Here is a 13051-nt window from a genome sequence, read left to right as displayed (position 1 = left end):
CGCCAACGTCGCGTTAAGGACGAGTTAAGGATAGCTGCATATTCTGAACGCAAGTACTCGACGAACCGTCAGTGCCCGCCGACCATCTGCCGTCAAGACTGGCGGCTAGACAAACATCTCGATAGGCGGTTGCTCCGTCGGAGGGTCCACAAGGGAACATTGCGCACCGCTCCGTCTGAAAACGAGGCACTTACAGGTTTTGAGAGAAGTTCTCCCACCAATTTTGTCGTTCAGACAACGACATGCACCCGTGCCTACGGGACGACCAAGTCTTTTTTGGAGAAACATCAAATGAAATCGCTCATGTCTGCCATCATCGTCGCATCCATCCTCGCCATTCCGGCACTGTCATTCGCTCAGCAAACGAACGGCCCTTTGACGCGTGCTGAAGTACGCGCCCAACTCGTCACTGCCGAACGGGACGGCCTGTTGCATCAATCAAATTCGCAATACCCGAAGACAGTTCCAGCGTCGTCGAGGACGGCAACTGCATTCGACATCTCAGGGTACGGCCCAACTGTCGGCGGTTCATCACAAACCGTCACTCCGCCCACGGCTGCGAAGCCTTCACTATTTTCTCATCATTAACCTGCAGGAAACTGATGCCTGGGTTTTCCCCGCGAGCACCCCAGAATATTCCCGTGTTAAGCCGTCAGAGTATCGGCGGCGTTTTTTTAGACGCAGAGGTGGGCGCCGCCGATACCGCCTGTAAATGGTCGCTGAACTGAACAGAGGTCGGGTCCACGTCGACGCCGCATAGGCCGGTCGCACAGCACACGGCCGGCTCAAACACTTCACGATTGCTCATCGTTATTTCCTCGAATTCTGCCTGTCCGGTTAGAGCGCAGCCGCGTCCACTCCATCGCGCTCGCCTCCCTGAACGCCATGTCATTGACCTCGGTCGGTCATTGACCCCGTTCTAGACTACGACCCCAAGGCAGGACGTACTTCGACGACGAATGCAGACAAGGTCATCGAGTACGTTCGCCAGCGCGGCCTGAGGGTGCAATGGATTCTGGAAACACACGCGCATGCGGACCACCTGTCCGCAGCGCATTATTTGCGCGGCGAGCTTGGCGGCAGGATTGCGATTGGAGAGCACATTCGCACCGTTCAGGGGGTTTTCAAGAGCCTCTTCAATCTCGAGCCCGGATTCCACGTAGACGGTTCCCAGTTCGACCATCTTTTCCGCGAAGACGAGGCATTCTCCATCGGTGGCCTGACAGCAAAAGCGCTGTATTTGCCGGGCCATACCCCTGCCGACACTGCTTATCAGATTGGGAATGTGGTGTTCGTCGGAGACACGCCGTTCATGCCGGATGTCGGCACCGCGCGTTGCGACTTCCCCCGCGGCAATGCACACACGCTATACCGGTCGATTCGAAAGCTGCTGGACCTGCCCGGCGACACCCGGCTTTTCACGTGTCACGACTATCCACCCGAGGGCCGGCAACCCGAATGGGAAACCACGGTGCTCGCGCAGCGTGCGCATAACATCCATGTGCATGACGGCGTAACGGAAGACCAGTTCGTCAGCATGCGCGAGGCACGCGACGCAACGCTAGCGATGCCTGTTCTTATCCTGCCATCTGTGCAGGTGAATATACGGGCCGGTGATTTTCCACCTTGCGAGGAAAACGGCATTCGCTACTTGAAGATTCCCTTAAACGCACTCTAACTTGAGCGCTATGCAGCATCGGCTTATCAGTGGCCTGAGTGCTCAATCTGAGCTAAGCAAGCCACTTCGGTGCGATGGGTTGATTGCTCGCTGGAGCGGAATCAACGCCACTGGGTTTACCTGGCTACGCCGGCCACTGCACGAAGCAATACGAATCAAAATTGCAAAGAAGTGTCCTCAGGTCGGAAAAACCCACGTGTCCCGTCGGATGCGCCCCACTCTCGGAACATCCCGGCCGGCGCTGCCCCCCCGGATGCATGGGACCGTAGTTATTGCTCTGGCGCATGGCGGACAGACCTGGACCGCAACAACGCCTGCAAAAAAGCAAGACGTTGCGCAGCCTGAAGAGACCGACGCGGTCACAAACGTCTGCCAATCGCTTCATCTCGGCTTAAGCATGCATACCTTATTCTGCACTTACCGGTCGTGAACAGGGCTGTTCGCAACGGTAGAAACTGTGGAGGTACGAATCATGAAATCACTTCAAGCCGTCGTTATAGCCGCCGTGCTGGCAACACCTTTCGCTTCTTTTGCTCAGCAGTCGAACGCACCGGTCACCCGAGCAGAGGTGCGCGCCGAACTCGTGCAGTTGGAGAAAGCCGGATACAATCCGGCGAAACGCGACAACGCTACCTATCCCGCCGACATTCAGGCTGCCGAAGCACGCATCGCGGCAGGAAATCCGTCAATGCAGACCGCCACGCAAGGAGTGGGCGGAGTCACAAGCGGTGCGGCGCAGTGGGGCCAACGCACTTCCGCTCCTACCACTCGACCCTCCCTGTACGCACACCACTGATGCAGACCGGCTCGTCTGATGGCTGCGCTCTGCGCGTGCAGATTTGACGACGGGCCGTGCCCAATTCTCGGACCGACGGTCCGACTCACTGCACGCCTGCAATGTTTGCCTTTCGTGGTGCGCGCACAATGTGCTCAGGGTGCGCTGTGGGAAAGCGCAGTCATTCTCGCCATCATCGTGCTCAAACCGCCACTTTTCCGTTAGCCGGTAAGAAAGCGCCTGCTCGCGAGCCAGTCGAACCAGACTCCCCATTCTTCAACTATAGACGCCCACGACGGAACACATAGTGTCTATGACGAGCTCGTGCTCCCGTGTCGTTTGAAAAGAGGCGAATGCGACAAGACGGACAACCCTGAACTGGGTCGTCACCATCGGTCACGTAAGCAGATGGACAGCTAAATCAGAGGCGTCTGCGGCGTCGCAAGGTCGTCAGGTCGTCACCGACAGGCACCCCGGTGAACACAAGGAGCACCGCAGCCAGTGGCACTGTAGCGATGAAGCCGAATTGCTTGAAACCAAACGCGCCTGCAACACCGCCGGCTAAAAACGAGCAGAGCAAGGAAGTCAGTAGCGCAAGCTTACGTCGGTCAGCCCGGACGTATTGAGAGGATGTCAGCGGCATGCCACGATTCCAGTACAAGCTCTTGCCCAGTTCAATGCCGATATCGGTCACCAAGCCTGTCACGTGAGTAGTCCGGATTTCGGCCTTCGAAATCTTCGTTATCATCGCGTTCTGCAGACCCATCACGAAGCAAAGCAGTGCCACTGTCAGCGGCATATAAAAAACGCGGTGGGTTTCGAGGTTCGCTCCCAACAAGCCAAAACACAGTAGCAGAATGGCCTCCAGCAGCAAAGGCGTTGCGTAGACGCTCTGTACGCCATGCTGGCGTCCCCAGTTGATTAGAATTGCCGAGCTCGCGGCACCCAGAAGAAATGCGGCAACCGACCCTGCTGCGGAAGCTACGAGCGCTACTTGACCGAGAATCAGATTGTCCGCAAACGACGATACGATTCCAGACATATGGGAGGTGTACTGACCAACGGCAAGAAATCCACCGGCATTGGCAGCGCCAGCTACAAAAGCCAGCGCGCATCCGAGCCGCCGGTTTGAGCTGTCGCTGCGTGTGGGCGAAGTGAAGGTTCGGAGATAGTTTATCGGCATGATTTCGACCCGCTCTCAAGACAACGACACCCCAAGACGCTTGGAACGCGCGTGGGGCAACGTACACGCCAGTCTATCAGTCATCCGGTCCGCATCGGACGGCTCGCTCTCGCGCATCAGAAGAGCCTGAGAACGCGCCTCCCTAAACCAAGGTCCGTGGCAGGCAAAACATTCAGTCGATGTGGCCAAGTGGACATAGCCAGCAATAAACGGGATTTTCAAATCCGATTGATTCACGTGTGTCGCGTTACCTGCGGTTTTAACTGCGCAGCCTGCCTCTGGTCCGCAACAGGGGTTACCGTCATCAGGGACGGTGCTCGTTTATCTAGCGGGCGAAGCTGCGAAAGTATAAGCCGTGAAAAGACAAGCAGGCGTAAGCTCGCATTTCGTCGGTATGTCGTTCTTCATGCGATGAACGTGCACGCCCGGTGCGCCTCGACGTCTACGCCGAAGCTGGTTGCGAAGCAAAGCCGCCTCCGACTTTACAGCGTCTTCTTCATGCATCCCGCGCTCGCCGGGCACAACTGTGCAAACTGAGTACTTGCCAGCAGTTCAGCGGATGCGCTGCTCCGATTCACCGCCCTGTATCCGTAACGCAAGAAAAAGTCCGCAGCCGTCGCCAGACAACAGTAAGTGAGACATAATTCATTTTAATATGCAGTCCAAACCGATTAGGCTGTCGGAATTATATGCAGCGGCCTCACCTTCTCCGTCTGTGATGCCTGTAGCGTCCACACGGCGACGCCTTCATTCCCCGCGAAATGCAACCAGGCACTCTGTAGTGAGGGACCCGACCTGCCGACATATCCCAAACCTGCTTTCTGACGGGCGTCGCAATCAAGTCGGCAATATTTGTGTCCGATACTTTCGCGGTAGCATCTCTCAACGTCTCCTCCATGTCCCCGCCGATATGGTTCAGCCCGCACGGTGCGGGCTATTTTTTGTCCATTCGCTGGCAGAGCTATCTTCCAGCCGTGCAGGCAGCCGAAAGCTTGATTCCGTCGCCCCAAATCAAGCGGGCAGTCTTGATAAATCAAGGGACATGACAACAGCAGCGTGAGTCGGCTTTGTCGAGCCTCCCGCCGGTGCGAGCGATAGTTGCCCGTTGTTAGGTCTCCACTTTTCGCTATTCGTCGCACCAAAGATGATGGCATGTGACGCTGCGAAATATCCTGTCAAGCGCAAACGCGAGCTGACTTGGGGTGAGAAGTGAACCGACAGCGCCGGCACACGTGCGGCGCTGCCGTCTCATCGACCCCTATTCCCGGTACGATAAATGCTTCAACGAGCCTGAATTTCTTTGACCAAGATTCCCGCGTCGGCTGACAAGCAGGCTCACCAAGCTACGGAACACTTTTGCAGTAAGAAATTACATTTGATTGCAATATTGCCCTGAGGTAGCCGGCAACCGGCTGACCGGAAGGGTTCGGGGGGCTGAACCGCTTGCGGAACCAGGCTGTTCAGCCGATAAAAGATGCGTCGGGCTAGTTAAAGATTTGCGAAATGTACTCGATACTTCTTGTAGACGATGAGCCTGATGTCAGCACCGCCTGGTCGCTTATCTTGGAGTCTGAGGGATACGACGTCAGATGTGCGCACAACGGTCGCGCAGCGCTTGCAAGTCTCGCAGAGCATCTCCCGCACCTTGTGATTACTGACTGGACAATGCCTGTTATGGGCGGAGCAGAGTTGTGTCGTCAGATGCGACTGCAGCCCCGCTTGGCAAGCCTTCCAATCGTCGTTCACAGTTCTGTCCATGCGCTGCCCGACGACGCTCTCTGGAACGCTTTTCTTCGGAAACCGTGCTCGCTCGAACTCTTTCTGACCACAGCAAGACAGCTATGCGAAGACGAGCAGAAGGCCCGCCGCATAAGGCTTCAGCTCATCAACGGTAAGCGTCGCCAAGGCGGATAGCCAACGCCGGTTTGAGGCTTCCGGCACGCACACTGATGTCCTGCAAACTGTTGACGACTGCCGCAGCAGACGGCTCTTCCGTGGCGTCCATCAAGTAGCTGTGACCGGCCTGTGCAAAATTTAAGCGCATCCGTTTTCGATGCCCCTGCGTATCTCCTGACAAGTAGGCCATCCCGTTCCAGGCGCTATGCAATCGATTTGAACGGGAGGGAAGGCGCTCCGTAAAATCTGCAATATGACCTCAGACTACGGCTATGAACGTTCCTTTAAGCGATGAAGACTGGTCCCGGGTTGCTCACCTGTTCCCGGAAGATGCAATTCCCCGATTCGGACGTCCTGCCCGGCCAGCCAGGCAAATTCTTGACGCAGTGCTCTGGGTCCACGTCAACGGCGAAAAATGGCACCATCTGCCGGCGTCCTTTCCGCCGGAGCAGACGTGTTATATCAAGCAACTGCAATGGAAGCGCGCGGGTGTCCTTGACCAGGTTCTCAAAATCTACGGACTGGAAGCCGAGACGGCAAAGTCACGCTCTCAAAAGCCGGCTACGCCGGGCGGATGTCCGACCGCGTAGCAGTCTGGCTATATAAGTCACCAATGCCTGCATACACGCCATTGCTGCCATCGGCTACCGGAAGCGCTCGGTGCTCATGCAGACCTCAGGCGACGACGTGATGTCACCAGAGCCGCGGCAGCTTGTAAATATCGAGCACGTGCATCATTCTTCCCGAAATGGAGGAAAGGCTGCGGTCGCCGCAACGAACACTACGGACCCAGCATCGTCGTACTGAACGTACATGGCTCGCGTCACGTCTCGCGACCTCGGCGTCTGCGGATTGGTCGAGACCAGCCAACAGGCTAAAAAACACATGCTTCGGCGGAGCAAGCAAGACTGAACGAGCGCACCCTCAAGGGGTAGAAAAGAAGATGCCAGCACCGGGTACAGATTCGTCATTGGAATCAGCAACAGAGCTCAATGAGCGGCTGGCGCTTGCCATTGAAGCCGCCGAGATTGGTACGTTCTATGTGCCCGTTCCGATGAAGCAAATTTACTGGAACGCGAAATGCGCCGAACATTTCTGGGTGCATCCGGACGCTGAGGTCGATTTTGAACTGTTCTATTCAAGGCTGCATCCGGATGACCGTGAACGCACGCGCGCTGCCGTAGAAGCCGCCGTTTTCGACGGTACCGGTTACGACATCGAGTACCGGGCACTTTCACCGGCGGGTGAAATCCGGTGGATAAGAGCCAAAGGCCGCCCCCGCTACGATGACGCGGGCCAGCCGGTTCGCTTCGACGGTATCACTATCGACATTTCGGCCCAGAAACGCCTTGAGCGGGAGCGTAACCGGCTGCTCGAGCACGAGCAGTTGCTGCGACGCGATGCCGAACTTGCCAATGCGCTGAAGGACACGTTCATTGCAACTGTGTCTCATGAACTCCGCACACCCTTAACCGCTATACAGATGTGGACAGAGCTGCTCGAACGGCGCGTCGGTGAGCCCGCTTTCGTCAGCCATTGCATCGCGGTTATCCGGCGCAATATCGCATCACAGACACGCCTCGTCGATGATTTACTTGATACCGGTCGCATCGCCGCCGGCAAGCTCGAGATACACCGGGAAGACGTCTTGCCCGCGCACGTTCTTGAAGTCGAACTTCAGGCAATCGAGCCACTCGCCGCACACAGGAATATAAACATTGTTCGCCGCCTGGGCGCGACGGCTTTTGTCTCGGGTGACAGGCAGCGCCTGCGTCAGGTATTTGGCAACATCCTCAGCAACGCCCTGAGGTACACAGCCCCGAGCGGCACAGTCACAGTATCAGTCTGGGAAGAAAACAACGAGGTCAAGGTCTGTGTGGCGGATACCGGAGAAGGAATCCCTGCGCCTTTTCTCGACAGGATATTCACCGCGTTCGAACAGGTCGATGGGTCCACGACACGCAGGCATGGCGGCCTGGGGCTCGGACTGGCGATTGCGCGCAAGTTGGTCGTGATGCACGGAGGCACTATCATTGCGGAAAGCGACGGCCCCGGGCTCGGTTCCAGATTCACGGTCACGTTGCCAACAATCGTATCTGCGATGCCGCCGGATGACGCATCTGTCGGCACAGACAGCGTTAGCGTGTCCTCAGGCAACTTGTCAGTCCTTCTGGTTGACGATGACGTAGATTCACTGGAGGCACTTTCTCTAATCCTCCGGCATGAGAATCTTACGGTTTATGCGGCTGCGTCAGCCCAAGATGCACGTGAGATTCTTGCGCGCCACACGGTCGATGCAATTTTCTCTGACATCAGCATGCCTGATGAAGACGGATACCAGTTTGTTGCCTCACTCCGCAACAACGGGATAAAGACACCGGCGTTTGCACTGACTGCATTCGCTCGCGAAGAGGACAGACTTCGCGCCCACGCAGCGGGCTTCGACGGCCATATCGGAAAACCGGTTGAGTCGAGTAAGCTGGTCACTTTGCTCGCAAGCGTTGTATTGCGATAATTTGAATGAACGTAGTCATCGTCGGGGCGTCGATTGCCTGGTCCAGGTTGGCTCATACAAGGCATCCGGACACCTTGGCAAACCGCGAAACCGTACCGTTGTCAACTGCACCAGAATCAATCCATGTCCTCCGGTTCGAAAAGTCACCATGTCTATTCAAAAAAGAATCCTGCTTGTTGACGACCAGTTGGATGTCGTCGAAGCTTTGTCGATGTTACTGGAACTCGAAGGTTACGAAGTCCGCCTGGCCTGCGACGGTGCCACAGCGCTGAAGGTTGTTGAGTCATTTATCCCGGACGTCGCTTTGATTGATGAGCGCATGCCAAAGATGAGCGGCCGTCAACTGGCGGCGAAATTGAGAGGAAGCCCGTCGCTTGCCGGAACCCGATTGATTGCGTTAAGCGGCTCGGGCAGCACATCAGATGTTCAACAGGCAAAAGCCGCAGGCTTTGACTTGCACGTAACGAAGCCGGTCACACTGGAAGACATCATCCGGCTGATTGAAGACCGATGACAGCGAATTTAGCTAGCAAACAGGCTCCACTTGTTTGCCGTAAGCATGCCCAGTACGAACTGCGGGTTGCCAGCACGTACGATTCGCGCCTGTTACCCTGCGGTTGTTGATATCGCGCCGTCCCTTGGTCCGCGTCCAAGAGAGCCCTCGCAGCCCCTCACGCTTGCTGCCAACCCAGCTTCGCGCGCTCAATTAACTCGAACACAATCATGCCGGCGAGCATCGCGGCCACAAATCCCCACGCCTTCGGAAAGCCAGCGCCCAGTGCGACCAGCGCGGGTCCCGGGCAGAACCCTGCAAGCCCCCAGCCGACGCCGAACGCAGCGCTTCCCAGTACGAGTCTCAACGTCACGTTGGTGCTGGCGGGAATCTGCATGGGCAAACCCAGCAGGGATTTCTTGCGGCGTTTTGCAAACAGGAATGCAAACGAGCCGATGGCTATCGCCCCGACCATCACGAATGCAAGTGACGGGTCCCATCGCCCCGCGATGTCGAGAAATCCGAGCACCTTCGCCGGATTGGCCATGCCGGACACCATCAGGCCAACGCCAAACAGAAGCCCTGAAAGCAAGGCTGTGAGCAAACCCATGTCAACCTCCCAGCAGATGTCTGGACACGAACACGGTCAGAGAACCGCTTGCCATGAATGTCGCCGTCGCAACAAGCGACCGGACGGACCCTCGCGAGATGCCACAGACACCGTGCCCGCTTGTGCAACCGCTCGCGTAACGCGTGCCGATGCCGACCAGAAAGCCGGCAACAAGTATTTCGCTCCACCCAGCGTGGATATCAGGCGCTATCGGGTGACCCAGCAAGCCTGCCAGGACGGGAGCCCCGACAAGCCCCGCAATGAAGCCGACACGCCATCCCGCGTCTTTCTGTGGCATGTTGAGGAGGCCACCGAGAATGCCGCTGATGCCGGCGATACGCCCGTTGAAGAGAACCAGCACAGCAGCTGCGCCGCCAATCACCATGCCGCCAGTCAGTGACAGGCCCGGCGTGAAACTCGCGATATCAATCGACATGGTCCCCTCTCATCTTCATTGGGCGCAAAACTGGTCGTACAGCACGTTCATGACTGCAATCGCTTCCATGCTCGCGATGGAATAGAAGATGCTTTTGCCCTCCCGGCGTGTTTGCACGAGCTCGTTGTCGCGAAGCACGCCGAGCTGCTGGGAGAGTGTGGGCTGACGTATGCCCAACTGCTCTTCCAGGTCGCTCACGCACAACTCGCCTTGGGATAACTGGCACATCAGCAACAACCGGTCAGGATTAGCCAGCACCTTCAGCAGCGCACAGGCCTTCTTCGCCGAGGCCTGCATCTCCGACAGGTCAATTGGACTTGCCTTTTTCCTCATTTTGCCATCCTATATTTCACATACCTTTATTATATATAAATATATATTGTTTGTGAGCAGAATGACTTCGCAGTCCAGGAGGGTCGCAATTCATCCCGGCATCCAACCTTCTATTTGCCCCATCTACTTGTCATGTCGCCATGAGCAATGGGGAGAGACGACGGCACACCGGTACTTCTGCGCCAAAGCGCGGCCAGGAAAAGCCTGAAAATTTTTCAGGACTGGGGGCATCTGACCTACGGGCGTGCATGTAGTACCGGTAGCAACACTTGACGCGGCTGCTAAAACGCACGCCCCTTCCGCGTTCCTGGTTTCATCGCACTGACCGCCGTCAACCTGCTGTCTCGCTACAACGCCATGGATACGGGGCCGATTTCACTCTCGCGGCAAGGTCTGCCGGAAAGCGTCCGCGTTCCGGTCGGGGTGGGTGAAATCACGGACGAATGCCGCGACACGAAGGATGCTAAAAATCCCCAGTACACATGCCTGAAACCAACCTGACGAAGTCGTTCGATGGCTGAGCGGCGCGCTTCCGTGCGCCTTACATCAAGAGGCCTGCATTGGGAACCAAATCGATGAAGACTTGGGGATTGCGGGACTGCTCAGGGACTTTGGCTGAATTTAGCGCTGCTCACTGAGGCAGCCCGGCCGCGAACACCCTGCGAGCAATAGCCATTGCATCGAAGCATCCACAACGGGTTGATTTCAAAGTATCTTCGGCACAAAACGAAAGAGACGCCAAACGTGCCGAACAACGCGTCGGTAGTCGCAGCGGCGGTCGTCTGGGGCGACCTTTACGGCGCGTCGCACTGAACTGACTCGCGACTGCGCAAGCGTAGACAGCTAACGCTGGTCGTAAAGCTTGGCGAAAACTTTGAGCACAATCGTCACGACATCGTCATCCGGCGAGTACAAGACAGGCTCGGTGTCCCATCTAGGGCCCAAGCCAACTACCCCTGCACTTGCAAACCCATCACGGGCATACACGTAAAGCCGTGCCAGCGGCTTAAGCGTATCGCCAATTTTGCGACCAATAAACACCGAGAAGCACGTGTCGCGCGGACGAGGCGTGCTGTATTTGTCGGCACACATCTCGAGCAGCCTTAAGGCCTCTTCCAGAGTATCAAAGGGCGGCCGGTCATCGGGCACAACGCTGCCTTCAATACTGCACAAGTGCGTTGGCGCAGGGCGGTCGCCGTAATACTCGCCATCGTAAAACGATATTTCAAGTGGCATAAGCAACCTCCAGCACTTTGATGGCAGCGACTAAAACGTCGTCTGTAAGCTCACCACGAATGGCCGAATGTCGAGGAGAAGCCGCTCGCTACAACACGAGCATGCTCAACTTCAAGCATCGTCGCACCTTCGTGGCGGTCATGGCCTGGTTGACGTCTATCCTGATGGAAACAGGGGGAGTGCTGGCGTAGTCAAACACGCAAGCTATCGGTCCACGCTGGCAAAAAGTCGATGCACCTTCGAGCCCGTTTTCAAATGATTGCTACCAGCCCAGTAACGTCTGCAAGCGCACCATCAACCAATCACATTCGACGACCGTCATCCATCCTTTGCCTTCGATAGCGCGTCTTATGCGCCGCAGCGTCACATCGTGCGAATTCTGCGGAAATTTGGCTGCGTCGTTCTGAGCCTTGGCGACAAGCTGCTGCGCTAGGTCTTCACACACGTCCCATCGCTCGTAGCGCTCCTCGTCGGTCTGGCCGACTAGAAACCTGCCTTCAATGAGACGGCCGGCGAGCTTCGGCTGTGCGCCGGCGAGCGAAGCCGGTGTCACGTCTCGAGGGAAGTCGTCAGGTACGTTTCGCATGGATGAGATGAGCAATGACTCGCTTCGCAATATCAATAAGACTTTTGTGATTTCCTGCACGAGTCGTACTTGACATAAGCGTCGTGCCGGGCGCAGCGACAATGCGGATGCCGATATCTTCGCCATGGACTACAATTTGCACGCAAGCATCAGGCGTCGGCATAGCATCTCCAGCTGTTCGCCGCTCAACGAAGAGGGTGAAGCTTCGGACGTCAGGATATGGGCCGAGCGGCCATTGATATCCGTGTAAGTGAAGCGCCTCCGATGCCCGCTCCCAAAGTGGTCGGCGCGGGTCAATTTCTGCGCTCGCCGTGTATATCGGCGGAACGTCGCCCGGCTCAGTCTCGTGCACGCCTTCGTATATTTTTACTGACGTGCGCGACCACTCGGCAGCCCATGCAGCAGCTGTTCTTCGGAGCAGACTGAAGTCACGGGCATCGTCGAGCATCTCGAACGGGCGGCGTTCGCTCAAACTGCCTTGCTGCGACGTCAAAAAATCGAGTCGGCTCATCGGGGGAGCGGGCACAATGATTCGGCAGATTGTCTGCAGACGTTCCCGATTGTGTGCTGTATGGGCGAGTAGCGCGGGAATGTATGAATCTCCGTCGACCTCCACGATGAACACACTACCGTCGGCGATGAGCGCTGCAAGTTGCGTTTCAGACACGCCGATTTGCCTTCTGAAGTCAGCTGGAGTTATCAGGTCTCCAGTTGCAATCATTGCGCGGCGAGCAAGTCTGGCTTGCTGCCAAAGGTGCTCGCGCAGAGCAGCGCCGCCAACATCTTCTCCCGCGTCTAGGTAAGCTTCGCGCACAATCTTTTCGATGCGCGATACGACCTCGTCGGGGAGCATCTGATACTTGGCACGGTCTTCCGCCGGCAGTCGGAAGTCGTTCGCAGCCATTTTTCGCACAAGCGATGAAGCCACGAATTGGGGCAAATCATATTTGGCGTCGATTCGCCGCATGGCGATATCCCATCCGGTATCAGCCATCCCGCCCCCTGAGCAGTCGACCGATTAGGTAGCCGACGACGGCCGCGCTCAAAGGTACAGCGAGTAACGGCGAATTTTCGCGCCACGTTTGCGGCAAAGACCTGGTCATGAAAGTGCCCTCAGCACCGCGCGAGCTATCGTGACTACGTCATCTCCTACAGTAAATGAGATGGGCGCAAGTTCGGCCAGCGATTGCTTACTTTGCACGCTCACATGGACGAGCGATTCCCTGCACATGGCGTCGATGCAAATCGAAACTAGCGCAACGTCACCCCAGCCCGGCTCAAGACGCGCTTCATGCACGAACATCGTAAAA

The 13051-nt window shown here is 56.8% G+C and carries 15 protein-coding genes and 1 pseudogene; 7 read left to right on the top strand and 9 right to left on the bottom strand.

The genetic code is table 11. The features are described 5' to 3' along the window. The first annotated feature begins 291 nt into the window (after positions 1–291). Positions 292–588, top strand: coding sequence for a DUF4148 domain-containing protein (locus GGD40_RS18435; RefSeq protein ID WP_179744475.1), 297 nt, complete (start codon positions 292–294; stop codon positions 586–588). 64 nt (positions 589–652) lie between these two features. Here GGD40_RS18435 and GGD40_RS36965 read toward each other — a convergent pair whose 3' ends face one another. Beyond that, the gene (locus GGD40_RS36965) at positions 653–808 is read right to left on the bottom strand and encodes an arsenic metallochaperone ArsD family protein (RefSeq protein WP_257030426.1); all 156 of its coding nucleotides are present in this window, start codon (positions 806–808) and stop codon (positions 653–655) included. 93 nt (positions 809–901) lie between these two features. Here GGD40_RS36965 and GGD40_RS18425 point away from each other — a divergent pair. Both GGD40_RS18425 and GGD40_RS18420 read left to right on the top strand, forming a co-directional pair. Next, positions 902–1678 (top strand): annotated as a pseudogene (locus GGD40_RS18425) (MBL fold metallo-hydrolase); the annotation flags it as partial. A gap of 472 nt (positions 1679–2150) precedes the next feature. Beyond that, entirely contained in the window at positions 2151–2474 is a 324-nt protein-coding gene (locus GGD40_RS18420) for a DUF4148 domain-containing protein (RefSeq protein ID WP_179744474.1), read from the top strand. Positions 2475–2874: 400 nt separating this feature from the next. Here the strand turns inward: GGD40_RS18420 and GGD40_RS18415 are convergent, their stop codons facing one another. Beyond that, positions 2875–3636, bottom strand: a complete 762-nt coding sequence (locus tag GGD40_RS18415; RefSeq protein ID WP_179744473.1) for a YoaK family protein — start codon at positions 3634–3636, stop codon at positions 2875–2877. A 1503-nt stretch (positions 3637–5139) separates the two neighbouring features. Between GGD40_RS18415 and GGD40_RS18410 the strand changes: the two genes are divergently transcribed. Continuing rightward, complete coding sequence (locus GGD40_RS18410; RefSeq protein ID WP_179744472.1) at positions 5140–5550, top strand: response regulator; 411 nt, start codon at positions 5140–5142, stop codon at positions 5548–5550. Here the strand turns inward: GGD40_RS18410 and GGD40_RS18405 are convergent. Further along, positions 5522–5722 (bottom strand): hypothetical protein, encoded by a 201-nt coding sequence (locus GGD40_RS18405; protein WP_179742400.1) that lies wholly within the window; start codon positions 5720–5722, stop codon positions 5522–5524. The genes GGD40_RS18410 and GGD40_RS18405 overlap by 29 nt on opposite strands. 82 nt (positions 5723–5804) lie before the next feature. Here GGD40_RS18405 and GGD40_RS37365 point away from each other — a divergent pair, with 82 nt between their 5' ends. The 3 genes from GGD40_RS37365 to GGD40_RS18390 all read left to right on the top strand — a co-directional run bounded on the left by GGD40_RS37365 (position 5805) and on the right by GGD40_RS18390 (position 8561). After that, on the top strand, positions 5805–6122 hold the full coding sequence (locus tag GGD40_RS37365; protein ID WP_218900925.1) for a transposase: 318 nt from the start codon (positions 5805–5807) through the stop codon (positions 6120–6122). 380 nt (positions 6123–6502) lie between these two features. After that, positions 6503–8047, top strand: coding sequence for an ATP-binding response regulator (locus GGD40_RS18395; RefSeq protein ID WP_179744471.1), 1545 nt, complete (start codon positions 6503–6505; stop codon positions 8045–8047). A gap of 148 nt (positions 8048–8195) precedes the next feature. Next, complete coding sequence (locus GGD40_RS18390; protein ID WP_179744470.1) at positions 8196–8561, top strand: response regulator; 366 nt, start codon at positions 8196–8198, stop codon at positions 8559–8561. Between the two features lie 157 nt (positions 8562–8718). Here the strand turns inward: GGD40_RS18390 and GGD40_RS18385 are convergent, their stop codons facing one another. The 6 genes from GGD40_RS18385 to GGD40_RS18360 all read right to left on the bottom strand — a co-directional run bounded on the left by GGD40_RS18385 (position 8719) and on the right by GGD40_RS18360 (position 12735). Next, a complete protein-coding gene (locus tag GGD40_RS18385) occupies positions 8719–9150 on the bottom strand; it encodes a DUF6691 family protein (RefSeq protein ID WP_179744469.1) in 432 nt (143 codons plus the stop codon). A 1-nt stretch (position 9151) separates the two neighbouring features. Further along, complete coding sequence (locus GGD40_RS18380) at positions 9152–9586, bottom strand: YeeE/YedE family protein (RefSeq protein WP_179744468.1); 435 nt, start codon at positions 9584–9586, stop codon at positions 9152–9154. A 15-nt stretch (positions 9587–9601) separates the two neighbouring features. Further along, on the bottom strand, positions 9602–9919 hold the full coding sequence (locus GGD40_RS18375; RefSeq protein ID WP_179744467.1) for an ArsR/SmtB family transcription factor: 318 nt from the start codon (positions 9917–9919) through the stop codon (positions 9602–9604). A gap of 843 nt (positions 9920–10762) precedes the next feature. Then, a complete protein-coding gene (locus GGD40_RS18370; RefSeq protein ID WP_179744466.1) occupies positions 10763–11155 on the bottom strand; it encodes a hypothetical protein in 393 nt (130 codons plus the stop codon). Positions 11156–11417: 262 nt separating this feature from the next. After that, entirely contained in the window at positions 11418–11708 is a 291-nt protein-coding gene (locus GGD40_RS18365) for a hypothetical protein (protein WP_373565296.1), read from the bottom strand. Positions 11709–11724: 16 nt separating this feature from the next. Continuing rightward, the gene (locus GGD40_RS18360; RefSeq protein WP_179744465.1) at positions 11725–12735 is read right to left on the bottom strand and encodes a hypothetical protein; all 1011 of its coding nucleotides are present in this window, start codon (positions 12733–12735) and stop codon (positions 11725–11727) included. Between the last annotated feature and the right edge of the window lie 316 nt (positions 12736–13051).

Origin of the sequence: Paraburkholderia bryophila (assembly GCF_013409255.1) — a bacterium.
Lineage (GTDB): Bacteria > Pseudomonadota > Gammaproteobacteria > Burkholderiales > Burkholderiaceae > Paraburkholderia.
This window is presented reverse-complemented; position numbering and strand designations above follow the sequence as displayed.